This window comes from Pseudomonas sp. NPDC089408 (assembly GCF_044749445.1).
GTDB lineage: Bacteria > Pseudomonadota > Gammaproteobacteria > Pseudomonadales > Pseudomonadaceae > Aquipseudomonas.
Window position 1 is genome coordinate 275,547 of the sequence record NZ_JBIVHY010000001.1, and the last position, 26,295, is coordinate 301,841.

The following is a 26,295-nucleotide window of genomic DNA, read 5'->3' on the forward strand; positions in this document are numbered from 1 at the left end:
TTCGCCCTCGTTCGCGGGTGAACCCGCTCCTACACAGGGACAGCGCCGCTTTCCGGCTCAACTCCATCCCTTGTAGGAGCGGGTTCACCCGCGAAGGGCCGCAAAGCGGCCCCAATGGCACCGACCTCCAGGAGCAGCCCGTGAAAGCCCTCGACCAACTCACCTTCGACAACCGCTTCGCCCGCCTGGGCGACGCGTTCTCCACCCAGGTCCTGCCCGAACCCATCGCAGACCCGCGCCTGGTGGTAGCGAGCGAGTCGGCCATGGCCCTGCTCGACCTGGACCCCGCCCAGGCCGACCTGCCGCTGTTCGCAGAGCTGTTCAGCGGCCACAAGCTATGGGAAGAAGCCGACCCTCGCGCCATGGTCTATTCCGGCCACCAGTTCGGCTCATACAACCCACGCCTGGGTGATGGCCGTGGCCTGTTGCTGGCCGAAGTGCTGAATGACGCAGGCGAGCACTGGGACCTGCACCTCAAGGGCGCCGGCCAGACCCCGTACTCGCGCATGGGCGACGGCCGCGCCGTGCTGCGTTCATCGATTCGTGAGTTCCTCGCCTCCGAAGCCCTGCACGCCCTGAACATCCCCAGCAGCCGGGCGCTGTGCGTAATTGGCTCCAGCACCCCGGTATGGCGTGAAACCCGCGAAAGCGCGGCGATGCTCACGCGCCTGGCACAGAGCCACGTGCGCTTCGGCCATTTCGAATACTTTTACTACACCAAGCAACCCGAGCAGCAGCGCGTGCTGATCGACCATGTGCTTGAGCAGCATTACCCCGAGTGCACTGACGCCGAGCAGCCCTACCTGGCCATGTTCCGCACCCTCGTAGAACGCAACGCCGAACTGATCGCCCGCTGGCAGGCCTATGGCTTCTGCCACGGGGTGATGAACACCGACAACATGTCGATCCTCGGCATCACCTTCGACTTTGGCCCGTTCGCCTTCCTCGACGACTTCGACGCCAACTTCATCTGCAACCATTCCGACGACCGTGGCCGCTACAGCTACGCCAACCAGGTGCCCATCGCCCACTGGAACCTCAGCGCGCTGGCCCAGGCGCTGACCACGGTGATCGAGGTGGAGCCGCTGAAGGAAGCGCTGGGGTTGTTCCTGCCGCTGTACCAAGCCCATTACCTGGACCTGATGCGCCGACGCCTGGGCCTGACCACTGCCGAGGATGACGACATGGCGCTGGTCGAACGCCTGTTGCAGCGTATGCAGAGTGGGGGGGTGGATTACAACCTGTTCTTCCGCAAGCTGGGCGAGCAGCCAGTGGCCGAGGCACTGAGCGTGGTGCGTGACGACTTCATCGACCTGGCTGGTTTCGACGCCTGGGGCGCCGATTACCTGGCTCGCTGCGAGCGGGAGTGCGGGAATGCCGACGGGCGGCAAACGCGCATGCATGCGGTGAACCCGTTGTATGTGCTGCGCAACTACCTGGCGCAGAAAGCCATCGAAGCGGCTGAAGCGGGGGATTACAGTGAAGTGCGGCGGCTGCATCAGGTACTGAGCAAGCCTTTCGAAGAGCAGCCCGGCATGCAGGCCTACGCCGAGCGACCGCCGGAGTGGGGCAAGCACCTGGAAATCAGCTGTTCTTCCTGATTAACGCCGAGCCCTGTGGGAGCGGGTTCACCCGCGAAGCATGCGACGCGGTGGCTGGCACCGGCTTTGCCGGTGTTCGCGGGTAAACCCGCTCCCACAGGTACAGCGCTCAGCCCAAGGCTTGCGCTGTACCCGTGGGAGCGGCCTTGTGTCGCGATGGGCTGCAAAGCAGCCCCAAAAATCTCAAGGAAACAACATGTCCGACCCACTGGTAATCCCCTGCCCCCACTGCAACGGCCTCAACCGCCTGCCGGCCGAACGCCTGAGCGACGCCCCAAAATGCGGCCGCTGCAAACAGGACGTACTGCTGAGCACCCCCTTCGAGCTCACCGAAGCCAGCTACGCCAGCCAGATCAAGGGCGACCTGCCGCTGCTGGTCGACATCTGGGCCGACTGGTGCGGCCCATGCAAGTCCTTCGCCCCCACCTTCGAACAAGCCGCCCGCCAGCTGGCAGGCCGCTGCCGCCTGGCCAAGCTCGACAGCGAAGCCAACCGCAACCTGGCCGGGCAACTGGGCATCCGCTCGATCCCCAGCCTGCTGCTGTTCAAGAACGGCCGCGAAGTCAGCCGCCAGGCGGGGGCGTTTCCACTCCAGTCGTTGCTGGAGTGGGTGCGTGGGCAAGGGGTTTAGGGGGCTTCAGGTGCATGCCTTGAGTTACATAGCGCCTGTAAGATCGAGCGCCGCCCACGCGGCGCTTCGCGGGGCAAGCCCGCTCCCACAGTCTTTTTCGGGCCAGTCCCTTCTGTGAGGCTACCGCTGGTCGCCTTGTTTACCCCCTTCGATATCAGAGGTGGGCACAACTGCTTTTCACTGATCTCCAGTCATGCACCAAGGCGGGCACCGGTAATTGCACAGGAAAGACTGGCCCGAAACAGACTGTGGGAGCGGGCTTGCCCCGCGAAGCGCCGCGCGGGCGGCGCTCGATCTCATAGGCGCTGTAAATGTTTCGGCGAACACCTGGAGGCGCTCGATCTCACAGGCGCTGAAAATCTTCAGCCATTCTCCTCAAGCAACGAATGCAACTCGACAAACTGCTGAGTCAGCTTGTGCTTCGGCTCCAGGTGAATCAGCGGCAGGCTGGCGTGGTGCGACTCACGCATCTTCACCGAGCTGCCGAGATACACCGGCAGCACCGGCAGCCCCTCGGCCAGCAGTTCGTCGAGCATCTGCTGCGGCAGGCTGGCACGCGACTGGAACTGGTTGACCACGATCCCTTCGACCATCAGGTCTTCGTTATGGTCTTCCTTGAGGTCTTCGATCTCGGCCAGCAGGCCGTACAAGGCCTGGCGCGAGAAGCTGTCGCAGTCAAAGGGGATCAGCACACGGTCAGCGGCGATCAGCGCCGAAACCGCATAGAAGTTAAGTGCCGGCGGGGTGTCGATGTAGATCCGCTCATAATCCTCGTCCAGTTCGTCGAGCAACTTACGCAGCTTGTTGATCTTGTGCTTGGCCTCAAGCTTGGGCTGCAAGTCGGCCAGCTCTGCCGTGGCGGTGACCACGTGCAGGTTGTCGAACGGGGTTTCGTAGATGTCGACCTTGTTCTTCTTGCTGAACGGCCCGCTGGACAGGCTCTGTTTAAAGAAGTCGGCAATGCCCATGGGGATGTCCTCGCCGGTCAGGCCGGTGAGGTACTGGGTGGAGTTGGCCTGGGCATCCAGGTCGATCAACAGGGTTCGGTAGCCTTCATTGGCACTGACCGCCGCCAGGTTGCAGGCGATGCTCGACTTGCCCACGCCACCTTTCTGATTGAACACCACGCGCCGCATGATTCACCTCCGTGTTTCTACGAATGCCCGAGTATGTGGCGCCGCCGCAGCAATGGCCAGTGCCATTTGCCGGGTATGAATACCCGACCCTTCAACCATAGGCCTGCCCTGTGACCAACTCGGCAAACGCCTTGGCCATGGCCGAGCCGCCGCGCTCGCGCTGCACCAGCCACACCGCGGACATCGCCCCTTCATCGAGCAAGGTGCGGTACACCACCCCTTCAATGCGCATGCGCTGGAACGACGCTGGCAGCACCGACACCCCCAGCCCCGCCGACACCAGGCCGATGATGGTCATCGCCTCCCCCGCCTCTTGGGCAAAATGCGGGCTGAAGCCCGCCTGCCGGGCCAGGCTCAACAACTGCGCATGCAAGCCACTGCCATAACTGCGGGGGAAGAACACGAACGGCTCCTGGGCCAGCGCCGCCATATGCACGCCCTGCTCGGTGCCCTCGGCCAAAGGGTGCGAAGCATTGATAACCGCTACCAGCGGTTCACGGAACAACTCGGTGGCCAGCAAGCCCTCGGGCAGGGGCATCGGGCGCATCAGCCCCACTTCGATGGATTCGTCGAACACCCCCTCGGCGACATCGCGGCTGCTCATTTCCTTGAGGTTCAGGTGCACCGCCGGAAAGCGCTGACGAAAGGCATGGATGGCCTTGGGAATCTTCGAGGTGAACGGTGCCGAAGAGGTAAAGCCGATTTTCATCTCGCCCAGCTCACCCAATTGCGCGCGCCGGGCCACGTCAGCGGCCTTTTCCACTTGCGCCAGCACCTGTCGGGCCTCTTCAAGAAACAGCCGCCCCGCCTCGCTCAGCTCGACCCGACGATTGGTACGTTCGAACAAGCGCGCGCCCAGCTCCTGTTCCAATGCCTGGATCTGCTGACTCAGCGGTGGCTGGGAAATGCCCAGCTGCTGGGCGGCGCGGCCAAAGTGCAGCTCTTCGGCCACGGCAATGAAGTAACGCAGGTGGCGCAGTTCCATGATCGGCTCCGAACAGGTCGCTAAACGTCTTAAATAGGTCGAACAATATATTGGATGGAATCATTAGCCAGCTATATGCTTTTTTCATTGCACCAGAGGTACCCGCCGTGAAAACCGCTGTAGCCCCCCTTGCTGCCGAGCCAGAAGCTGCCCCCCTGAACGACATGTGGATCGAAAAAGGCACCCCCGCCTTCATGAAGACTGTGCTGGCCCTGTTCAGCGGCGGCTTCGCTACCTTCGCCCTGCTGTACTGCGTGCAGCCGATGATGCCGCTGCTGTCCAAGGAATTTGCCATCAACGCGGCGCAGAGCAGCCTGGTGCTGTCTGTGTCGACTGCGATGCTGGCATTCGGCCTGTTGATCACGGGTCCCATTTCAGACCGAATCGGCCGCAAGCCGGTGATGGTCTTCGCCCTGGTCTGTGCCGCCCTGTCGACCCTGGCCAGCGCGGTAATGCCGAGCTGGGAGCTGGTCCTGGCCACCCGCGCCCTGGTCGGCCTGTCGCTGAGCGGCCTGGCGGCGGTGGCGATGACGTACCTGAGCGAAGAAATCCACCCGCAACACATCGGCCTGGCCATGGGCCTGTACATTGGCGGCAATGCCATCGGCGGCATGAGCGGGCGTCTGATTACCGGCGTATTGATCGATTTCGTCAGCTGGCATACAGCAATGCTGACCATCGGCGGCCTGGCTTTGGTGGCGGCAGTGGTGTTCTGGAAAGTGCTGCCGGAGTCGCGAAACTTCCGCCCGCAGCAGATGAACCCGCGCAGCCTGGTGGATGGCTTTGTCATGCACTTCAAGGATGCCGGGCTGCCGTGGCTGTTCCTTGAAGCCTTCCTGCTGATGGGCGCCTTCGTCACCCTGTTCAACTACATCGGCTACCGCCTGCTGGCCGAGCCCTACCACATGAACCAGGCGCTGGTTGGGTTGTTGTCAGTGGTGTACCTGTCAGGCATCTACAGCTCGGCGCAAGTCGGCGCCCTGGCCGACAAGCTGGGCCGGCGCAAGGTGTTCTGGGCCAGTATCGTGGTGATGGCAGGCGGCTTGCTGATGACCCTGGCCAGCCCACTGGCCATGGTGATCGTCGGCATGCTGGTGTTCACCTTCGGCTTCTTTGGCGCGCACTCGGTGGCGAGCAGCTGGATCGGCCGGCGGGCACTGAAGGCCAAGGGGCAGGCTTCATCGCTTTACCTGTTCAGCTATTACGCAGGGTCGAGCGTAGCCGGTACGGCGGGCGGGGTGTTCTGGCACCAGTGGGGCTGGAATGGCATCGGGCTGTTCATTGGCAGCTTGCTGGCGGTGGCGTTGCTGGTGGCTTTGCACTTGAGCAAGTTGCCGCTGAAATCGAGCTAAATCTTGGGGCCGCTTTGCGGCCCATCGCGACACAAGGCCGCTCCTACAGGGATCGCGTAACCCCTGTAGGAGCGGCCTTGTGTCGCGATGGGCTGCAAAGCAGCCCCAGAATCTCGGATCAGTTGATGATCTCGACCATATCCACATCCACCTCCCGGCTCATCAGGTGCTTCTCCACCTCACCGCTCAGCTTGACCTTGGTCTTGTCGTTGAACGGCGTTGGCGGCAGGTCTTCATCATCGATTTCCACGGTGATGGTCCCGGTGTTGTCCTTGAACTCGTACTTGTCGTCGTTGTTGACCTTCTTGGTCACGAAGCCCTGCAGCACCACCGGGGTATCATCAGCGGCATCGTTGGCGGCAGCGACGGTGGTGACCGACTGGACACCAGGGCCGGTGTAGCTAGCCGCCAGGGCGGCAGTGCTGAACAGCGGGGCAAGAATCAAGGCAAAGTAACGTGCTTTCATGAGGATCGGGTCCTGTTTCGGTTTCGATGGGACCAGATTAGCGACGATCACTGAATTAAAACTTAATACGACAAAAAGCCCGGCACAATGGCCGGGCTTTTGTTTCAGCGGATCAGCTTACTGATGGTACTGCGCCGACAACTCATGCACCGCGTTGATGAACACGCCAGCATGCTCCGGGTCGACTTCCGGAGTGATGCCGTGCCCCAGGTTGAACACATGGCCAGTGCCGTGACCATAGCTGGTCAAGATGCGCGCCACTTCCTGGCGAATGGCCTCCGGCTTGGCGTACAGCACGGTCGGGTCCATGTTGCCTTGCAGGGCCACCTTGTCACCCACGCGGCGGCGGGCATCGCCGATTTCGCAGGTCCAGTCCAGGCCCAGTGCGTCGGCACCGGCTTCGGCGATGCTTTCCAGCCACAGGCCGCCGTTCTTGGTGAACAGGATCACCGGCACCTTGCGCCCTTCGTGCTCGCGAATCAGGCCGCTGACGATCTTGCGCATGTAGGCCAGGGAGAACTCCTGGTAGGCCGCCGCCGACAGGTTACCGCCCCAGGTGTCGAAAATCTGTACGGCCTGGGCGCCAGCCAGGATCTGGCCGTTAAGGTAGCTGGTGACCGACTGGGCCAGCTTGTCCAGCAGCAGGTGCAGGGCTTGCGGGTTGTCGTAGGCCATGGCCTTGGTCTTGCGGAAGTCCTTCGACGAGCCGCCTTCGACCATATAGGTGGCCAGGGTCCATGGGCTGCCGGAGAAGCCGATCAGCGGCACGCGGCCGTTCAGTTCACGGCGGATGGTGCTGACCGCGTCCATCACGTAGCCCAGGTCTTTCTGCGGGTCTGGGATCTGCAGTGCTTCGATATCGGCCGGGGTGCTGATGACCTTCTTGAAGCGCGGGCCTTCGCCGGTTTCGAAGTACAGGCCCAGGCCCATGGCATCGGGAATGGTGAGGATGTCCGAGAACAGGATCGCTGCGTCCAGCGGGTAGCGGTCGAGCGGCTGCAGGGTAACCTCGCAAGCGAACTGCGGGTTCATGCACAGGCTCATGAAGTCACCGGCCTTGGCGCGGCTGGCGCGGTACTCCGGCAGGTAGCGGCCGGCCTGGCGCATCATCCACACCGGGGTGACATCTACGGGTTGCTTGAGCAGTGCACGCAGGAAACGATCGTTCTTCAGGGCAGTCATGTCGGCATCCGGAAAAATAGTGCCGGCATTTTCTCAGACGCCAGCGCAAAAGGCACGGCCATGGCCATGCGTTTTGTCTATTGGATGCCACAGATCAAGCGTTTTTGTATACAAAAAATGCCTTTGGGGCTGCTTTGCAGCCCTATCGCGACACAAGGCCGCTCCCACATGTGGAATGCAATCCCCTGTAGGAGCGGCCTTGTGTCGCGATGGGCCGCAAAGCGGCCCCAACAATCGATCAGACTTCCAGATAGTCCAGGATACCTTCGGCAGCAGTCCGCCCCTCGAAGATAGCCGTTACCACCAGGTCCGAACCGCGCACCATGTCGCCACCGGCAAACACTTTCGGGTTGCTGGTCTGGTGCTTGAACTTGCCCTTCTCGGGTGCCACCACACGGCCCTGGCTGTCCAGCTGGATGCCATGCTGCTCGAACCACGGTGCCGGGCTCGGGCGGAAGCCGAAGGCGATCACCACGGCATCGGCTGGCAGGATCTCTTCAGAGCCCGGGATCGGCTCGGGGCTGCGGCGGCCACGGGCATCCGGCTCACCCAGGCGGGTCTCGACCACCTTCACGCCTTCCACCTTGTCCTCGCCGACAATGGCGATAGGCTGGCGGTTGTACAGGAACTTCACGCCTTCTTCCTTGGCGTTCTTCACCTCTTTGCGCGAACCCGGCATGTTGGCTTCGTCACGGCGATAGGCACAGGTCACGGCTTTGGCGCCCTGGCGGATCGAAGTGCGGTTGCAGTCCATCGCGGTGTCACCACCGCCCAGTACCACGACCTTCTTGCCCTGCATGTCGACGAAGTCTTCCGGCGATTTCTCGAAGCCCAGGTTGCGGTTGACGTTGGCGATCAGGAAGTCCAGCGCGTCATGCACGCCTGGCAGGTCCTCGCCCGGGAAGCCGCCCTTCATGTAGGTGTAGGTGCCCATGCCCATGAATACTGCGTCGTACTCGGCGAGCAGCTGCTCCATGGTCACGTCCTTGCCCACCTCGGTGTTCAGGCGGAACTCGATGCCCATGCCGGTGAACACTTCGCGGCGGTTGCTGAGCACGGTCTTTTCCAGCTTGAACTCAGGAATGCCGAAGGTCAGCAGACCGCCGATTTCCGGGTTCTTGTCGAACACCACCGGGGTCACCCCGGCACGCACCAGCACGTCGGCGCAGCCCAGGCCGGCCGGGCCGGCGCCGATGATAGCAACGCGCTTGCCGGTCGGCTTGACCTTGGACATGTCCGGGCGCCAGCCCATGGCGAAAGCGGTGTCGGTGATGTACTTCTCGACCGAGCCGATGGTCACCGCGCCGAAGCCGTCGTTCAGGGTGCAGGCACCCTCGCACAGACGGTCTTGCGGGCATACGCGGCCACACACTTCCGGCAGGGTGTTGGTCTGGTGCGACAGCTCCGCCGCGGCCAGGATGTTGCCTTCGGAAACCAGCTTCAACCAGTTGGGGATGAAGTTGTGCACCGGGCACTTCCATTCGCAATACGGGTTACCGCAGCCCAGGCAACGGTGTGCCTGCTCCACGGACTGCTGCGGCTTGAACGGTTCGTAGATTTCCACGAACTCCTTCTTGCGCTGGCGCAGCAGCTTTTTCTTCGGGTCCTTGCGGCCCACTTCGATGAACTGGAAGTCGTTGTTCAGACGTTCAGCCATTTTTCAAAACCTCTTTACAGCAGCTGCAAGCTACACGCTGCAAGCCGCAAGACGATCACTTAAGCCGGGCAAACCTCGTACTGCTTTTACTTGCAGCTTGAGGTTTGCCACTTGCAGCTGTTTTTACTGCGGGTTGGCACGGGTGCTGGACAACAGTTGCTTCAGGTTGGCTGCCTTCGGCTTGACCAGCCAGAAGCGCCGCACGTAGTCGTCCAGGTTCTCCGAGAGCTCACGCCCCCACTCGCTGCCGGTCTCTTCCACGTACTCGCCCAGGACCCGCGCCAGGTGGCTGCGGTAGGCTTCCATCGCTTCACCACTGATACGCTGGATTTCCACCAGCTCGTGGTTGAGCTTGTCGACGAAGCTGTTGTCCATGTCGAGCACGTAGGCGAAGCCGCCAGTCATGCCAGAACCGAAGTTGTAACCGGTCTTGCCCAACACGCAGACAAAGCCGCCGGTCATGTATTCACAGCAGTGATCGCCAGTGCCCTCGACAACAGCGTGGGCGCCGGAGTTACGTACAGCGAAGCGCTCGCCCGCCGTACCTGCGGCAAACAGCTTGCCGCCAGTGGCACCGTACAGGCAGGTGTTGCCGACGATGGCGCTGTGCTGGGTGGCGAACGGGCTGCCGGCAGGCGGCACGATGGTGACCTTGCCACCGGTCATGCCCTTGCCGACGTAGTCGTTGGCGTCGCCTTCCAGGTGCAGGTTCAGGCCACCGGCGTTCCACACGCCGAAGCTCTGGCCCGCAGTACCTTTGAAGCGGAAGGTGATCGGGTTGGCGGCCATGCCCTGGTTGCCGTACAGCTTGGCAATTTCACCAGAGACACGGGCGCCGATGGAGCGGTCGCAGTTGCAGATGTCGAGGTTGAACTCGCCACCGGCCTGGTCACGGATGGCCGACATGGCCATGTCCACCATCTTCTCGGCCAGCAGGCCTTCGTCGAACGGCGGGTTCCTGTCGACTTCGCAGAACTGCGGCTTGTCAGCCGGAATGTGCGAGCTACCCAGCAGCGGAGTCAGGTCCAGGTACTGCTGGCGTTCGGTGTCGCCTGGCAGTACGTCGAGCAGGTCGGTACGGCCGATCAGCTCGCCGAGGCTGCGTACGCCCAGCTTGGCCAGCCACTCACGGGTCTCTTCGGCGACGAAGGTGAAGAAGTTGATCACCATGTCGACCGTGCCGATGTAGTGGTCCTTGCGCAGCTTGTCGTTCTGCGTGGCCACGCCAGTGGCGCAGTTGTTCAGGTGGCAGATGCGCAGGTACTTGCAGCCCAGGGCGATCATTGGCGCGGTGCCGAAGCCGAAGCTCTCGGCGCCGAGGATGGCTGCCTTGATCACGTCCAGGCCGGTTTTCAGGCCGCCGTCGGTCTGTACCCGTACCTTGCCGCGCAGGTCGTTGCCGCGCAGGGTCTGGTGGGTTTCCGCCAGGCCCAGTTCCCACGGCGCACCGGCGTATTTGATCGAGGTCAGCGGCGACGCACCGGTACCACCGTCGTAGCCGGAGATGGTGATCAGGTCGGCATAGGCCTTGGCCACGCCAGCGGCGATGGTGCCAACGCCGGCTTCTGCCACCAGCTTGACCGATACCAGCGCCTGCGGGTTGACCTGCTTGAGGTCGTAGATCAGCTGGGCCAGGTCTTCGATCGAGTAGATGTCGTGGTGCGGCGGTGGCGAGATCAGGGTCACGCCCGGTACCGCATAGCGCAGCTTGGCAATCAGGCCGTTGACCTTGCCGCCTGGCAGTTGGCCGCCTTCACCGGGCTTGGCGCCCTGGGCAACCTTGATCTGCAGCACTTCGGCGTTGACCAGGTATTCCGGGGTAACGCCAAAGCGGCCGGTGGCCACCTGCTTGATTTTCGAGCTGCGGATGGTGCCGTAGCGCGACGGGTCTTCACCGCCCTCACCGGAGTTGGAGCGCGCGCCCAGTCGGTTCATGGCCTCGGCCAGTGCTTCGTGGGCTTCTGGCGACAGTGCACCCAGCGAGATACCGGCAGAGTCGAAGCGCTTGAGGATGGCTTCCAGCGGCTCGATCTGCTCCAGGGCCAGCGGCTGCTCGGCCACTTTCACCTTCAGCAGGTCGCGGATCATCGACACCGGGCGCTGGTCGACCAGCGTGGTGTATTCCTTGAACTTGGCGTAGTCACCCTGCTGCACGGCGGCTTGCAGGGTGTTGACCACGTCCGGGTTGTAAGCGTGGTATTCGCCACCGTGGACGAACTTCAGCAGGCCACCTTGCTGGATCGGCTTGCGCGCGCTCCAGGCTTCGGCCGCCAGCAGCTTCTGGTCGCTTTCCAGGTCTTCGAAGCGCGCACCCTTGATGCGGCTGGACACGCCCTTGAAGCTCAGGCCGACTACTTCCTCGGCAAGGCCGATGGCTTCGAACAGCTGTGCACCCCGGTACGAGGCGATGGTGGAAATACCCATCTTCGACAGGATCTTCAGCAGGCCCTTGGAGATGCCTTTGCGGTAGTACTTGAACACTTCGTCCAGGTCGCCCAGCACTTCACCGGTGCGGATCAGGTCGGCCAGTACTTCGTAAGCCAGGTACGGGTAGACGGCCGAGGCACCGAAGCCCAGCAGCACGGCGAAGTGGTGCGGGTCGCGGGCGGTGGCGGTTTCCACCAGGATGTTGCTGTCGCAACGCAGGCCCTGTTCGGTCAGGCGGTGGTGCACGGCACCCACGGCCAGCGACGCGTGCACCGGCAGTTTGCCCGGGGCAATATAACGGTCGCTCAGCACCAGTTGGGTCTTGCCCGCACGCACGGCTTCTTCAGCCTGGTCGGCGATGTTGCGGATGGCCGCTTCCAAACCGACGCTTTGCTCATAGTTGAGGTCGATCAGCTGGCGGTCGAAGCCTTCGCGCTCCAGGTTCATCAGCGAACGCCACTTGGCGGGCGAGATGACCGGCGAGCTGAGGATGACCCGCGAAGCGTGCTCCGGGGACTCCTGGAAGATGTTGCGTTCGGCACCCAGGCAGATTTCCAGCGACATCACGATCGCTTCGCGCAGCGGGTCGATCGGCGGGTTGGTCACCTGGGCGAACTGCTGGCGGAAGAAGTCGTATGGCGAACGCACACGCTGCGACAGCACGGCCATCGGGGTGTCGTCACCCATCGAGCCAACCGCTTCCTGGCCCTGCTCACCCAGGGGGCGCAGCACCTGGTCACGCTCTTCGAAGGTGACCTGGAACATCTTCATGTATTGCTTGAGCTGGTCAGCGTCGTAGCTGGCCACGCCCTGGTCGTCGGTCAACGTCGCCTGGATGCGGGTGGCGTGCTGACGCAGCCAGCGCTTGTACGGGTGGCGCGACTTCAGGCGGTCGTCGATGGCGTCGGTGTCGAGGATCTGGCCGGTTTCGGTGTCTACGGCCAGGATCTGCCCTGGGCCCACACGGCCCTTGGCCAGCACTTCCTCAGGCTGATAGCCCCATACGCCGATTTCCGAGGCGATGGTGATATAGCCGTTGGTGGTGGTCACCCAGCGCGCCGGGCGCAGGCCGTTACGGTCCAGCAGGCACACTGCGTGGCGGCCTTCGGTCATGACGATACCGGCCGGGCCATCCCACGGTTCCATGTGCATGGAGTTGTATTCGTAGAAGGCACGCAGGTCGGCGTCCATGGTCTCGACGTTCTGCCAGGCTGGCGGTACCAGCATGCGCACGCCACGGAACAGGTCGATACCACCGGTGACCATCAGCTCCAGCATGTTGTCCATGCTCGACGAGTCGGAACCCACGCGGTTGACCAGCGGGCCGAGTTCTTCGAGGTCGGGAATCTGGTCGTTGGCGAACTTGGTGCGACGGGCCATTGCCCAGTTGCGGTTGCCGGTGATGGTGTTGATCTCGCCGTTGTGGGCGAGGAAGCGGAACGGCTGCGCCAGCGGCCATTTCGGCAGGGTGTTGGTGGAGAAGCGCTGGTGGAACACGCAGATTGCGGTTTGCAGGCGCTCGTCACCCAGGTCTGGATAAAACGCCGCGAGATCGCGCGGCATCATCAGGCCTTTGTAGATGATGGTCTTGTGCGAGAAGCTGCAGATGTAGTGGTCGGCGTCGTGGGCGTTGGCCACGGACGAGCGGCGACGGGCACTGAACAGCTTGATGGCGAATTCCTCGTCGCTCAGGCCTTCACCGCCGATGAACACCTGCTCGATCTGCGGCAGGCGCTCCAGTGCCAGGCGACCCAGCACGCTGGTGTCGATCGGCACTTTGCGCCAGCCCACCAGCTTCAGGCCGGCAGCGAGGATTTCGCGGTCCATGTTGGCGCGGGCAGCTTCGGCTTTGACCGGGTCCTGGTTGAAGAACACCATGCCGACGGCGTACTGCTTGGGCAGTTCGACAGCGAAGTGCTCCTGGGCCACGGCACGCAGGAATTGATCGGGCTTCTGCATGAGCAGACCGCAACCGTCACCGGTCTTGCCGTCGGCGTTGATGCCGCCGCGGTGGGTCATGCACGTCAGCGCCTGCATGGCGGTTTGCAGAAGGTGGTGGCTCGGTTCGCCCGTCATATGGGCGATCAGGCCAAAACCACAGTTGTCCTTGAATTCTTCGGGATGGTACAGACCTGTTTTCATAGACACATTCTCACCAGGTTCACCTCTCTAACGGAGGTAAATCTCTTTTTTAACAACCACTTACCATCCACGCCGATCAAACGCCAGCTTTTTTGCGGTGGTCATGGAAAACCATTGTTGCACAGCGACAGCGATGCCCACAAATTTTCATGTCTCACCATTGAAAATTTATGTCGCAATTTTGAATGTTTTTGCGCCATGCGCCGTGATAGCGGCTTGGCTAGAGTCTGAAGCGTTTCAGCCATGACTGCAACTAGGGGCTTGTGGCCGGCAGTCTGGGACAGAAAAGCCTGCCGCGCTCAGGCGCAGCAGGCTATTCGTAGTTCAGTAATCGCTCAGCAACTGGGCGGCGGGGTGATGCCGCCCGGCAGGTATCAGCGGGCCGTGGCCAGCTCTTGTTGGACGCTGCCGACGGTACGTGGCCAAGGTTTACCAGCCTGGACCTTCGCTGGCAAGTTCTTGATTGCCGCAACCGCTGCGTCACGGCTGGCGAAGCTGCCGTAAGTGACGACGTACAGCGGCTTGCCCTGCAGGTCTTTCTTGAAGTAGCGATAGTCGCCACCCTGGGCTTTTACGTACGCCTGCGCCGAAGACTCGGAGCTGGTGCCAAGGATCTGCACCACGTAATTGCCCGGTTTCTGGCCGGCGTACCAGCCACTGTTGCCCGCGCCGCCAGCGGCTGGTTTTTCAGCCGGCTTGGCTGCCGGCTTGGCCACGGCAACCTGGGTCGGTGCTGGCGCAGGCTTGGCCGGTGCAACCGGTTTTGCCGGCTGGGTTGCGACAGGCTTTGGCGCAGGCGCAACCGGCTGCACAGGCGCGCTGGCTACTGGCCGTGCAGGCGCAGGCGCCGGGCCAGCCGGCACCCCTTGTGGCGGCGCAATGGTGGTCACGGTCGGCGGCGGGTTGCCAGGCTGCAGGGCCGTATCGCCTGCCGGGCTGCCTTCTTCACCCTCACCCATGCCGGCGGCCTGGGCCAACGGTTCGCGCATCACCGGCTGCGACTGGCCAACCAGCGGCAACGGCATTGGCTGCGACGAGCCGGAGAACTCGATGTTGGCGCCCGGCTTGCCGTCGCCCAGCGGCAACTGGGCCTGGGCGGCCGGCGCATCGGCGGGGGCCTTGTCGCCTTTCTTGGGCATCAACACCGCGGCCGCAACGGCGACCACGACCACAGCGGACAGCGCGAGCACATGTTTTTTAGGCATCTTGAACCCCATGGATGGTCGCTTGGCCGTCGAACGGCTGGCGATCATGGCTTCGATCAAAGTGTCACGGGCGACCTGGTTGATGTTGCCAGGCCAACCGTCGGAGTTTTCATGGATATCGACGATCTGTTCACGGCTGAACACCTCGATGCCCCGGCCAGCCCCTTCCAGGCGCTGCTCCAGGTACTCGCGGGTTTCTTCTTCACTGTAGGGGGCCAGCTCGATGATGTGGAAGCGTTCTTCCTCGACATTGAGCTCGTCCAACCCGGCAATCAGCGAAGGCTCACCGAACAGGAACACGTGCGGGCGCCCTTCCGGTACCCCCGCCGCCAATTCCAGCAACGCTTGGAGTGCCGACTCGTCGAGTTGTTCCGCATCGTCCACCAGCAAATACACTTCCTGCCCGGTCAGTGCCAGTTGCACCACCTTGGACAGAATCGCCTGCATCTCGGGCTGCGCCACTTCCAGGTTTTGTGCAACCTGGCCAAGTACACTGGCGGCATCGCTGGCGCCACGGGCGGACACCACCACGCTCAGCACGGCCTGCTTGTTGGTGCTGGCCACCAGCGCCTGGCGCAGCAGGGTCTTGCCGCTGCCCAGCGGGCCGCTGACTACCAGCATCAGCTGGCTGTAACGCGCCAGGTGGTGCAACTGGCCGAGCACAGGCTTGCGCTGGGCCGGGAAAAACTTGAAGCCGGGCACGCGGGGCGCGAACGGATCGTGGCTCAACTGGTAATGGTCGAGAAAGGCCTCATCGGCATGCAAACTGGTCATTGCGCTGTCACAACCTCAAAGCTGGGCCACGATCGCGCGGTAATCCGCCGACAGCGTGGCCTGTAGAATCTCTTTCGGATAGTCGTCGGTCACCACGGCCTCGCCCATCTGGCGCAGCAGCACCAGACGCAGACGACCGTCGAGCACCTTCTTGTCGACCGCCATGTGCTCCATGAAATGCGCCGGGGTCATTTCCTGTGGTGGCACCACCGGCAAACCTGCGTCCTGCAACAGGCGGATTCCGCGATCGCGCTCGGCCTTATCAATCCAGCCAAGGCGCATGGACATTTCCAGCGCCATCACCGTGCCCGCTGCCACGGCTTCGCCGTGCAGCCACACGCCATAACCCATGTGGGTTTCGATGGCATGCCCGAAGGTATGCCCCAGGTTCAGCGTGGCCCGCACACCAGACTCGCGCTCATCGGCACCCACCACTGCGGCCTTGGCCGCGCAGGAGCGACGGATAGCCTCGGTCAGGGCTACCGGGTCGAGGGCGCGCAGGGCCTGCATATTGTCTTCAAGCCAGGTGAGGAACGATTTGTCACAGATCAGGCCATACTTGATCACTTCGGCCAGGCCTGCCGACAGCTCACGCGGCGGCAAGGTCTTGAGGCTGGTGGTATCGATCAGCACCGCGTTGGGCTGATAGAAGGCACCGACCATGTTCTTGCCCAGCGGGTGGTTGATACCGGTCTTGCCGCCCACCGAGGAGTCGACCTGGGACAACAGGGTGGTCGGCACCTGGATGAAGTCGACGCCGCGCTGGTAACAGGCAGCGGCAAAGCCGGCCATGTCCCCGATCACGCCGCCGCCCAAGGCAACCACGGTGGTACGGCGGTCATGCCGTGCTGTCAGCAGACCATCGAAGATGAGTTGCAGGGTTTCCCAGTTCTTGTGGGCTTCACCATCGGGCAAGACCACTGGCAGCACCGAGTAGGCACCCAGGGTCTTGGCCAGGCGTTCGAGATACAAGGGTGCGACGGTCTCATTGGAAACGATGGCGACCTGCCGCCCGGCAATGTGCGGCGCCAGCAGCTCAGGCTGGTCCAGCAGGCCTTCGCCAATGTAGATCGGGTAGCTACGCTCGCCCAGGTCGACCTTTAGTGTCTGCATGTATCCCCACAATGTACTTGGGCGCGGTGCCATTCGGGCGACCGGCGCGGTAACGTTGAACCTCGCCTCGGCGCTGGTGGCCGAGAATAGTCCCGGGTTAACGGGGCGGCAACTGCTGCAAGCGCTCGAGAATATCGATTACCACCATGCGTGGCGGCCGTTCGTCGGTTTCAATCACCAGGTCGGCGATCTCGCGGTAGAGCGGGTCGCGGGTTTCCAGCAAGGTACGCAAGGTCGCTTCGGGGTTGGCGGTGCGCAGCAGCGGGCGATTGCGGTCGCGCGCGGTACGGCCGACCTGCTGCTCCACCGAGGCATGCAGGTAGATTACCCGGCCGCCTTGATGCAGCGCCTGGCGGTTGGCTTCGCGCATCACCGCGCCACCACCGGTCGCCAGCACCACGCCGTCAAGTGCGCACAACTCGGCAATCATCGCCTGCTCGCGATCACGGAAACCCGGCTCGCCTTCCTTGTCGAAGATCCACGGGATGTTGGCGCCGCATCGCAGTTCGATTTCCTTGTCGGAATCCTTGAACAGCAGGCGCAGCTCTTTGGCCAATAGGCGCCCAATGGTGCTTTTACCAGCGCCCATGGGCCCCACAAGTATCAAATTTCGCACAGAATCAACGACTCACAGCAATCGCCTGGTCACTCATGATACGCGGAGTCAGGAAGACCAGCAGCTCGGATTTTTTCTCTTGTAATGCATCGCGTCGAAACAGCCGCCCAACATACGGCAGATCACCGAAAAATGGCACCTTGTCGACCACATTGTTTTGCGAAGTCGAATAGACGCCACCGATCACGATCGTTTCGCCGTCAGCCACACGAACCTTGGCATTGACCTCGTTCTTGCGGATCGGCGGTACGTTGTTCAAGGCATTGACGTAATCCGGCTCGTCCTTGGTCACCCTCACGGTCATGATTACCTTGTTGTCCGGGGTGATCTGCGGGGTTACCTCCAGCGACAACGAGGCTTCGCGAAACGAGACAGAGGTGGCGCCGCTCTGGCTGGTTTCCTGATAGGGCACCTCGGTACCCTTGAGGATTCTCGCGGTTTCCTTGTCGGCGGTGACCACCTTGGGCTGTGAAATGATCTCACCGTTGCCGCTCTTTTCCATCGCGCTGAGTTCCAGGTCGAGCAGCACGCCCCCACTCAGCAGCCCAAGGCCGATGCTGCTGCCGGCGCGCTCCACCCCGAGGTCGACGAACAGTTCTTTGCCGGGGCGCAGCTTTTCACCGTACAGCGGCCCGCCCCAGCGCACCCCCAGGCTCTTCTCGTAATCGACGTTGGCCTCGACGATACGTGCCTCGATCGCCACTTGACGCACCGGCACGTCCAACTGCGCCACCAGTTGCCGCAACTCGGCCAGGCGTTCAGCCGGCAGGTACGCCACCAGCGTATTGGTGCGCTCATCAACGCTAAGGCTACCGCCCAGGCTGCCATCGACCGCCAGGCTCGCCAGCAGCAATTGCGCCATCTCGTCAGCCTTGGCGTGGTGAATGGGCAGCAGCTCCCGCCGCAATGGCGCCAACTGCGCGTCCACTGCCTGCACCACCCGCGCGTCGCCTGACTGCGCGGCAAATTCGGCTGCTGGTGCCACCAGTAGCACGTTGCCCTCCTGGCGCCGGGCCAGGCCCTTGCTGCGCAATACCAGATCCAACGCCTGGTCCCACGGCACATCCTGCAAGCGCAAGGTGACACTGCCCTGCACCGCATCGCTGGCCACCAGGTTTACCCCGGCGTAGTCCGCCAGCACCTGCAACACCGCACGCACCTCGATGTCCTGAAAATTCAATGACAGGGGCTCACCCTGGTAAGGCGTCGCCGACGCCAGCTGAATCGGCAGCAGGGCTGCCAGCAGGTATTTCATCCACGTTTTCATTCTGCTCCGGGGCCTCCTTGCCCAGGTAGTTGGCAAGGGTGATGAACGCCGTGCGCTCATGCCATTCCCCCGCCATGAACAGTCGCTCACGCACTTCGACCTGGCGTTGATCAATGTGCTTCACCAGGCCTTGGTCGCGCCCTACCCGGTCGCCCGGACGCACGCGATAGAGCCTTCCGGATGCCATCAGCAGGGCTTCACGGGCAGCACCGTGCGCCAGGCTGCCGACCATTTCCAGCTTTGCCAGCGGCACGCCGACCAGCCCGCCACCCTCCAACCGAGTGGCCGGGGGCGCAAACGGGTCTACTGCTGGCCTGGCCAAGGCAGCCCTTGCCGGTATATGTGCCATTACTGCTGTCGAGGGCATGGGTGCAGGCGCGTGGTAGGCATCGACCCGCAATTGCAGGCGCAATAGCCCAGGCTGGCGATCAGCTGGTGCCAGGCGCATGTCGCCGCTGTGCAACACCCGCGCCTGGCCCAGCCATTCGTCCAGCCATAGCCGCAAGGCCGGGTATGGCCCCACTACCTGCAGCTCAAGCGGCACTTTATGGAAGCCGTCCTGTTGCTCGCCCTCCTGGACCACGAGACGCTCGACAAGCAAACCCTGTGCATGCCCCGAAACCGTCAATCGCTCAAGCAGGTCGCTCATGCCCTCCCCGGCAGCCAGCTGCCAGCGCGCCGCCTGCAACCGCTGCTCGGCACCTGCCACAGAAGCCCGCAGGCTCTGCAGCTCGGCCAACTGCAAAGCACGGCTCGCTTGCAACTGGTGCAACTCGGCATGCCTGGCGTCCTCCCCGGCCTGTTGCTGCCAGAATGCCGGCAGGCGCACCGCGCAACCCGCGCTGAACAGCACAACCGCGACCAACACGGGCGCCAACCGCCGAAAGCGGTCGGAGCGCTCGACTGCGACCAACCAGGCGAAAAGCTGTGCCGCATTCACGACCAGATCGCCGAAACGCGCGCAGCCAGCAGGAACTCCTCACCGCCCGGCAGGCTCTTGATGTGCTTGAGTTCCAGGTCGAGCAATACGTTCGAGCGGCCCAGTTCTCGCATGAACTGCGCCACCACTGCCCCGGACGCAGCCAGCCCGGTCATCTGCAAACGACCGTTTTCAAGGCTCAGGTCAACCAGTTGCACCCCCTCAGGCAACGCACCTTCAAGGTCAGCGAACACACCGGCCAACACATCCTGATCGGCGCGCAAGGCCTCCAGAACGTCGGCACCGGCGAGCAGCGCTTCGTGCTGTTCTCGTACATCAGCCAGTGGCTGCAGCCGCTCGCCCAGCAGCTCAAGGGCTGCCTGATGCTGCGCATTGGCCAGTGCCTGTTGCTGTGCACGTTGACGGGCCAACTGGTCCACCAGCGTAACGGCGCACAAGGCCAGTAATGCGCCGGCAACCAGCTGGCTACGAAAACGCCGCAGCGCCGCCTGACGCTGGCGTTCGCGCCAAGGCAGAAGGTTCAGCCGCATCATCGGCACAATCCTCCCTGGGCCAAGGCGCAAGCCAGGAGCAGGGTGCCATCGACATGCTCGAGGCCCGCCAGACCAGGCAGGTGCCGGCACGAAACATTCAGCCGGCCGCCAAGCCCCTGCAACCAGTCAGGGTCAATCGCTGAGCAGCCGGCAACCCACAGCTGCCCAGGCAACTGCTCTGCAGCAAGGAGTGCCTGCAGCCGCTCAGGCAATGCCGCGGCCATTTCCGTGCCTGCCGTTTGCAGTTCACGCCGCTGGAACACCCCACCCGGCTGCCAGTCGTGAAGTGTCACGCTGTGCGCCTCGATACGCAGCAACGCCGCCCTCTCCAGGCCGCTTACCGGCAACATGCGACACAACGCAATGTTGTCGATCTCGACGGCTTCCAGCTGCAGTCCCGCCTCCTCGACCACCGCTTCAAGTGCCGCCAAAGCGCTTTGCCGACAAGCTGCAACCATCACCTCGCTGCAACCGGGCTGTACGCGTGAAGGCCCAACGACCTGAAAATCCAGGGCCAGGTCCTCCAGCGGGAACGGAAACAGCCGTTCGGCATCGGCCAGCAGCTGCGCCTCCAACTGTTCCACGCCACGCTCCACCGGCATATGGCACAGCTTGCAGATGACCTGGCTGGCTGGCAGCGCCAACGCTACCCGGCGCTGCCTGAGGCCACTCTGCCGATGGGCGCGCCGCAACGCCGCCGCTACCAGGCCAGGCTCTGCCGCCCAGTCATTCCCCACCTCCTGGGGCAGCGGTTCGTGCGCCGAGCCCATCACCCGCCAGCGTCGCCTGCGCTGTTGCAGTTGCACCAAGCGAATGGCATCAGGGGCGATTTCCACCCCTACGAGTGAACCGGCATCCATGCCAAAGCGTCCAAGCATCGCGACTTCCTTGCTGTGTGTTGCAACCCCGCGGCGACACTGGGCCGGGGCCGCCCGCCAAGGCGACGGGTAGCCTGGCCGGTAACCCGGAGAGGCGAAAAAATGCGTATAATGCCCAGCGTTTTTTGGTCCGCCGGACCTGCGTGCAATCCACTCTCAACCTGGACACCGAAAAGCCTTGATACGTCTGCTGAAGTTCTTCTGGTGGTCTTCCGTCGCAGTCATCTGCGCGCTCGTACTCGGTGTGAGCGGTGCGTTTCTGTATCTTAGCCCCAGCCTGCCCTCGGTCGATTCGCTCAGAAGCATCCAGTTGCAGATCCCCCTGAGGGTGTACAGCAGCGATGGCAAGCTGATTGCCGAGTTCGGCGAAATGCGCCGCTCACCGATCCGCTTCGCGGAAATTCCCCCACAGTTCATTCAGGCACTGCTGTCGGCCGAGGACGACAATTTCCTCAACCACTACGGTGTCGATCCCAGCAGCCTGATGCGCGCAGCAACCCAGCTGGTGAAAACCGGGCATATCCAGACCGGCGGCAGCACCATCACCATGCAGGTGGCGAAAAACTTCTTCCTCACCAGCGAACGCAGCTTCTCGCGCAAGACCAACGAAATCCTGCTGGCCCTGCAGATCGAGCGTGAGCTGACCAAGGACGAGATCCTTGAGCTGTACGTGAACAAGATCTACCTCGGTAACCGCGCCTACGGCATCGACGCCGCTGCCCAGGTGTACTACGGCAAGTCGATCCGTGACGTCAGCCTGGCGCAGATGGCGATGATCGCCGGCCTGCCCAAGGCACCGTCACGCTTCAACCCGCTGGCCAACCCGGTGCGCGCCAAGGAGCGCCGCGACTGGATCCTGGGCCGCATGTACAAGCTGGGCAAGATCGACCAGGCCAGCTATGAAGCTGCCCTGGCCGAGCCGCTCAATGCCAGCTACCACGTGCCGACACCTGAGGTGAATGCGCCGTACATCGCCGAGATGGCTCGTGCGGAAATGGTCGGCCGTTACGGCAGCGACGCCTACACCGAAGGCTTCCGCGTCACCACCACAGTGCCCAGCGACATGCAGGAAATGGCCAACAAGGCCATCCTCAACGGCCTCTCCGATTATGATGAACGCCACGGCTACCGCGGCCCTGAAGCACGCTTCCCGGGCCGCACCCAGGCAGCCTGGCTGCAGGAACTGGGCAAGCAGCGCACCCTTGGCGGCCTGGAGCCGGCCATCGTCACCCAGGTCGAAAAAACCGGCCTGAAGGTGCTGACCCGAGACGGTCAGCAATCCGAGGTTGCCTGGGACACGATGAAATGGGCGCGCCCGTTCATCAACAGCAACGCGATGGGCCGCGCGCCGCAATCGCCGGCCGACGTGGCCCAGGTCGGCGACCTGGTGCGCCTGCAGCGCCTGGAAGATGGCAAGTTCAAGTTCAGCCAGGTACCCGGTGCGCAAAGTGCGCTGGTCACCCTGGACCCTTACAACGGCGCCATCCGCGCCCTGGTCGGCGGTTTCTCGTTCGAGCAGAGCAACTACAACCGCGCCATGCAGGCCAAGCGCCAACCAGGTTCGAGCTTCAAGCCGTTCATCTACAGCGCCGCGCTGGACAGCGGCTACACCGCTGCCAGCCTGGTCAACGATGCGCCGATCGTGTTCGTTGACGAGTCGGTAGATAAAGTGTGGCGACCAAAGAACGACACCAACACCTTCCTCGGCCCGATCCGCATGCGTGAAGCGCTGTACAAGTCGCGCAACCTGGTATCGATCCGCCTGCTGCAGGCCATGGGTGTGGACCGCACCATCGACTACATCGCCAAGTTCGGCTTCAACAAGCAGGACCTGCCGCGCAACCTGTCGCTGGCTTTGGGTACTGCCACCCTGACCCCGATGGAAATTGCCACCGGCTGGAGCACCTTTGCCAACGGTGGCTACAAGATCACCCCGTACCTGATCGACCGCATCGAAAGCCGCAGCGGCGAGACGTTGTTCACCGCCAACCCTGCCCACGTGCCGCAAGGCGCCGAGGACCAGGCCGGCCTGGCTGCACCCGAGCAGCCGATCAGCACCGCAGCCATGCCAGGCGAAGCACCTTCGGCTTTTGGCCAGGTGACTGCTGCGCCGCAAACACCGGCCGTGGCCGAGCGGATCATCGACGGGCGCACCACTTACATCCTCACCAGCATGCTGCAGGACGTGATCAAGCGCGGTACCGGCCGCCGGGCGCTGGCCCTGGGCCGCACCGACCTGGCAGGCAAGACCGGTACCACCAACGAATCCAAGGACGCCTGGTTCTCCGGCTACAACGCCGATTACGTGACCACCGTGTGGGTCGGTTTCGACCAGCCGGAAACCCTAGGCCGCCGCGAGTACGGCGGCACCGCGGCGCTGCCGATCTGGATGAGTTTCATGGGCGCGGCGCTCAAGGACAAGCCTGCACATGCCCCGGCAGAGCCGGACGGTATCCTCAGCCTGCGCGTCGACCCGGTCAGCGGTCGCGCGGCCTCGCCAAGCACACCGAATGCCTACTTCGAGCTGTTCAAGGCCGAAGACTCGCCGCCGTCGGTGGATGAGCTGGGTAATGGCTCGGCACCGGGCAGCCCGCTACCGGCGGATGAAGCGACGCCGATGGATTTGTTCTAAACCTGACAGGCCAACACCGTCCGTGTAGGAGCGGCCTTGTGTCGCGAAAGGGGCGCGAAGCGCCCCCAGCAATATCTGCTTGGTGCATAAATCCTGGGGGCGCTTCGCACCCCTTTCGCGACACAAGGCCGCTCCTACAAGGGACCGCGTCAGCCGGGACATCGGCAAACAAAAAACCCCGGCTCTTGCGAGCCGGGGTTTTTTCATGACAGCTGCAACAGCAATCAGCCGTTGAACACGTCATCCACGCTGGTCAGCGGGTAGTGCTTCGGATACGGCAGGGTAGCCACGCCGGATTCGATCGCAGCCTTGGCCACCGCGTCCGAAACAACGGTGATCAGACGAGCATCCAGTGGCTTCGGAATGATGTACTCACGGCCGAATTCCAGCGCCTGTACGCCGTAGGCTTCGCATACTTCCTTCGGCACTGGCAGCTTGGCCAGGTCTTTCAGGGCGATAGCGGCGGCGATCTTCATTTCTTCGTTGATGCGCTTGGCGCGAACGTCCAGGGCACCACGGAAGATGAACGGGAAGCCCAGTACGTTGTTGACCTGGTTCGGGTAGTCGGAACGACCGGTCGCCATGATCACGTCGCTGCGCGTGGCGTGGGCCAGCTCTGGGGCGATTTCCGGGTCCGGGTTCGAGCAGGCGAACACGATCGGGTTGGCAGCCATCGACTTCAGGCCTTCCGGGCTCAGCAGGTTCGGGCCGGACAGGCCAACGAACACGTCGGCACCGTCGAGTGCGTCAGCCAGGGTGCGCTTGTCGGTCGCGTGGGCGAACTGCGCCTTGTACTGGTTCAGGTCGTCACGGCCAGCGTGGATCACGCCGCTGCGGTCGATCATGTAGATGTTCTCGACCTTGGCGCCCATGCTCACCAGCAACTTCATGCAGGAGATGGCGGCAGCACCGGCACCCAGGCAGACGATCTTGGCGTCTTCCAGCTTTTTGCCGGCGATTTCCAGGGCGTTGATCATGCCGGCCGCGGTCACAATGGCGGTACCGTGCTGATCATCATGGAATACCGGGATGTCGCACTGTTCGATCAGGGTGCGCTCGATTTCAAAGCACTCTGGCGCCTTGATGTCTTCGAGGTTGATGCCACCGAAGGTGATCGAGATGCGGCGAACGGTGTCGATGAACGCTTGCGGGCTTTCCGACTCGACTTCGATGTCGAACACGTCGATACCGGCGAAACGCTTGAACAGAACACCCTTGCCTTCCATGACCGGCTTGGAAGCCAGTGGGCCGAGGTCACCCAGACCGAGGATGGCGGTGCCATCGGAAATCACCGCAACCAGGTTGCCTTTGCCGGTGTATTTGTATGCCAGCTCTGGATCACGGCCAATTTCACGTACCGGCTCGGCAACACCTGGGCTGTAGGCCAGGGCGAGGTCACGGGCGGTAGCAGTGGGCTTGGAGAGTTCGACGCTCAGTTTCCCCGGACGAGGTTGAGCGTGGTATTCGAGAGCGGCGGTTTTCAGGTCTGACATGGTGGGCATTCCGCTATTTACTGTTCTGACGGACCGCCGAGGATACGCAAAGAGCCGGGGAGTCACAAGACTGGTCGGTCACTTGTGTCAAGGCCTTTAGCCTACGACTTTACGCTAAAACCCACGGGGGCATACGGCTAACAGTGTGTACAATCTAATAGCGAACTGTCTACATCTTTTAGCCTGAAATGCGCTGCAACACGCTCGGATCGGTCAATGGCAGCACCCAGCGTCGCTGCCCAGGCTTAAGCCCGCCCTTGCGGGAACGGTCCAGCACCCAGCCACGCGCTTCAACCTCGCGCCCCTTGAGATTATCGAAGAAGCTAGCAGGGAAGTTGCGCTGCAGACGAGCGGGAACCTGCAGCACCATGGCACCGCCCAGGTTCAGCCAGACCCCGCCACGATTGCGCTCGACCCCTTCGATGCGACCACTGACAACCGCGAAACCCGACTGCCTGACATCGCCCGCAGGTATCACGGGCGAGCGCCGCCACACACCGACGCCGGCTTGGCGCGCAGCCTGCTCGGCCAACTGCTGGCAGCCACTGAGGCGCACATTGGGGGCAACCGCCACGCGGTAGCCCAGGCCTTCGCTGAGCAGTTGCGCTTCAAGATTGTCGCCATTAAGGCCATAAACATGTGCCAGCGTACGGCCGTACTTGTCTTTGGCCTCGGCCCCTGGCACTAGCCCGACACGCCCGTCATTGCTCCTGACCAGGGCCTGCAAACGCCGCCTCGCCGCGTCGGCGTAAGGCTCGCTGGTGCGCCCCTTACGGCCAATTTCCGGCGCGTTGATGCCGATCAGCCGCACGCTGCGGCCATCGACCAGGCGCAAGGTGTCTCCATCAACCACCTGTCGCACCGCTACCTGCTGAGGTTTGTCCGGCAAAGGGCAGAACGCCTGTGCCGGGTGATGCCAGATTGCGCCCACAAAAAAGGCGCCCACAAGGGGCGCCTTCTTCAGCAACAACGCGAAACCCGAAGGGTTCGCCATGCGCATGATTACTTCTTGGTACCGAACATACCGAAGCGGTCGGCGAACTTCTGTACGCGACCACCGGTGTCCAGGACTTTCTGCTTACCGGTGTAGAACGGGTGGCACAGGTTGCAAACGTCGATCGACAGGACGTTGCCCAGGGTCGAACGGGTTTCGAACTTGTTGCCGCAGCTGCAGGTGACTGCAACTACTTCGTAGTTCGGGTGGATACCTTCTTTCATGGTCACTTCCTCGAGCTGCGTGCCGCCACCCAACACCAATTGTTGAA

At 62.8% G+C, this 26,295-nt stretch carries 20 protein-coding genes; 4 read left to right on the forward strand and 16 right to left on the reverse strand.

All coding sequences use genetic code 11. The features are described 5' to 3' along the window. The first annotated feature begins 140 nt into the window (after positions 1 to 140). Both selO and trxC read left to right on the forward strand, forming a co-directional pair. Positions 141 to 1,601, forward strand: a complete 1,461-nt coding sequence (gene selO, locus ACIP02_RS01185; protein WP_400612419.1) for a protein adenylyltransferase SelO — start codon at positions 141 to 143, stop codon at positions 1,599 to 1,601. Positions 1,602 to 1,797: 196 nt separating this feature from the next. Continuing rightward, positions 1,798 to 2,232, forward strand: a complete 435-nt coding sequence (gene trxC, locus ACIP02_RS01190) for a thioredoxin TrxC (RefSeq protein ID WP_400612421.1) — start codon at positions 1,798 to 1,800, stop codon at positions 2,230 to 2,232. 362 nt (positions 2,233 to 2,594) lie between these two features. Here trxC and ACIP02_RS01195 read toward each other — a convergent pair whose 3' ends face one another. Further along, entirely contained in the window at positions 2,595 to 3,368 is a 774-nt protein-coding gene (locus ACIP02_RS01195; protein WP_306381453.1) for a ParA family protein, read from the reverse strand. A 91-nt stretch (positions 3,369 to 3,459) separates the two neighbouring features. Beyond that, positions 3,460 to 4,353, reverse strand: a complete 894-nt coding sequence (locus ACIP02_RS01200) for a LysR substrate-binding domain-containing protein (RefSeq protein ID WP_400612423.1) — start codon at positions 4,351 to 4,353, stop codon at positions 3,460 to 3,462. A gap of 107 nt (positions 4,354 to 4,460) precedes the next feature. On the opposite strand from ACIP02_RS01200, the gene ACIP02_RS01205 reads away from it, so the two are divergent. Beyond that, complete coding sequence (locus ACIP02_RS01205) at positions 4,461 to 5,705, forward strand: MFS transporter (RefSeq protein ID WP_400612425.1); 1,245 nt, start codon at positions 4,461 to 4,463, stop codon at positions 5,703 to 5,705. A gap of 118 nt (positions 5,706 to 5,823) precedes the next feature. Here the strand turns inward: ACIP02_RS01205 and ACIP02_RS01210 are convergent, their stop codons facing one another. The 11 genes from ACIP02_RS01210 to pilM form a co-directional block, all read right to left on the reverse strand. Then, entirely contained in the window at positions 5,824 to 6,171 is a 348-nt protein-coding gene (locus ACIP02_RS01210; protein ID WP_400612427.1) for a YgiW/YdeI family stress tolerance OB fold protein, read from the reverse strand. Between the two features lie 117 nt (positions 6,172 to 6,288). Beyond that, positions 6,289 to 7,353, reverse strand: a complete 1,065-nt coding sequence (hemE, locus tag ACIP02_RS01215; RefSeq protein WP_400612429.1) for a uroporphyrinogen decarboxylase — start codon at positions 7,351 to 7,353, stop codon at positions 6,289 to 6,291. 238 nt (positions 7,354 to 7,591) lie between these two features. Further along, on the reverse strand, positions 7,592 to 9,010 hold the full coding sequence (locus ACIP02_RS01220) for an FAD-dependent oxidoreductase (RefSeq protein ID WP_003249156.1): 1,419 nt from the start codon (positions 9,008 to 9,010) through the stop codon (positions 7,592 to 7,594). Positions 9,011 to 9,133: 123 nt separating this feature from the next. Beyond that, positions 9,134 to 13,579, reverse strand: coding sequence for a glutamate synthase large subunit (gene gltB / locus ACIP02_RS01225; protein WP_400612431.1), 4,446 nt, complete (start codon positions 13,577 to 13,579; stop codon positions 9,134 to 9,136). Between the two features lie 374 nt (positions 13,580 to 13,953). Further along, complete coding sequence (locus ACIP02_RS01230) at positions 13,954 to 15,558, reverse strand: SPOR domain-containing protein (RefSeq protein ID WP_400612433.1); 1,605 nt, start codon at positions 15,556 to 15,558, stop codon at positions 13,954 to 13,956. 15 nt (positions 15,559 to 15,573) lie between these two features. Continuing rightward, positions 15,574 to 16,671, reverse strand: a complete 1,098-nt coding sequence (gene aroB, locus ACIP02_RS01235; RefSeq protein ID WP_400612436.1) for a 3-dehydroquinate synthase — start codon at positions 16,669 to 16,671, stop codon at positions 15,574 to 15,576. Positions 16,672 to 16,768: 97 nt separating this feature from the next. Then, a complete protein-coding gene (aroK, locus tag ACIP02_RS01240) occupies positions 16,769 to 17,287 on the reverse strand; it encodes a shikimate kinase AroK (protein WP_201201961.1) in 519 nt (172 codons plus the stop codon). Between the two features lie 4 nt (positions 17,288 to 17,291). Beyond that, entirely contained in the window at positions 17,292 to 18,554 is a 1,263-nt protein-coding gene (locus ACIP02_RS01245) for a type IV pilus secretin PilQ (RefSeq protein ID WP_400612438.1), read from the reverse strand. After that, on the reverse strand, positions 18,478 to 19,494 hold the full coding sequence (locus tag ACIP02_RS01250) for a pilus assembly protein PilP (RefSeq protein WP_400612440.1): 1,017 nt from the start codon (positions 19,492 to 19,494) through the stop codon (positions 18,478 to 18,480). The genes ACIP02_RS01245 and ACIP02_RS01250 overlap by 77 nt, the downstream gene beginning before the upstream one ends. Further along, positions 19,491 to 20,027 carry a PilN domain-containing protein gene (locus ACIP02_RS01255; RefSeq protein WP_400612442.1) on the reverse strand — a complete coding sequence of 179 codons (537 nt, stop codon included), beginning with the start codon at positions 20,025 to 20,027 and terminating at the stop codon, positions 19,491 to 19,493. Before ACIP02_RS01255 ends, ACIP02_RS01250 begins: the two co-directional genes overlap by 4 nt. Then, positions 20,024 to 20,905 (reverse strand): type IV pilus biogenesis protein PilM, encoded by an 882-nt coding sequence (gene pilM / locus ACIP02_RS01260; protein WP_400612444.1) that lies wholly within the window; start codon positions 20,903 to 20,905, stop codon positions 20,024 to 20,026. The genes ACIP02_RS01255 and pilM overlap by 4 nt, the downstream gene beginning before the upstream one ends. Positions 20,906 to 21,086: 181 nt before the next feature. Between pilM and ACIP02_RS01265 the strand changes: the two genes are divergently transcribed. Next, complete coding sequence (locus ACIP02_RS01265) at positions 21,087 to 23,537, forward strand: penicillin-binding protein 1A (RefSeq protein WP_400613239.1); 2,451 nt, start codon at positions 21,087 to 21,089, stop codon at positions 23,535 to 23,537. Positions 23,538 to 23,761: 224 nt separating this feature from the next. On the opposite strand, the gene ACIP02_RS01270 is transcribed toward ACIP02_RS01265, so the two are convergent. The 3 genes from ACIP02_RS01270 to rpmE all read right to left on the reverse strand — a co-directional run bounded on the left by ACIP02_RS01270 (position 23,762) and on the right by rpmE (position 26,248). Then, entirely contained in the window at positions 23,762 to 25,030 is a 1,269-nt protein-coding gene (locus tag ACIP02_RS01270) for a malic enzyme-like NAD(P)-binding protein (protein WP_400612447.1), read from the reverse strand. 178 nt (positions 25,031 to 25,208) lie between these two features. Next, on the reverse strand, positions 25,209 to 26,030 hold the full coding sequence (locus tag ACIP02_RS01275) for a thermonuclease family protein (RefSeq protein WP_400612449.1): 822 nt from the start codon (positions 26,028 to 26,030) through the stop codon (positions 25,209 to 25,211). A 2-nt stretch (positions 26,031 to 26,032) separates the two neighbouring features. After that, entirely contained in the window at positions 26,033 to 26,248 is a 216-nt protein-coding gene (rpmE, locus tag ACIP02_RS01280; RefSeq protein WP_012274639.1) for a 50S ribosomal protein L31, read from the reverse strand. Positions 26,249 to 26,295 lie beyond the last annotated feature (47 nt).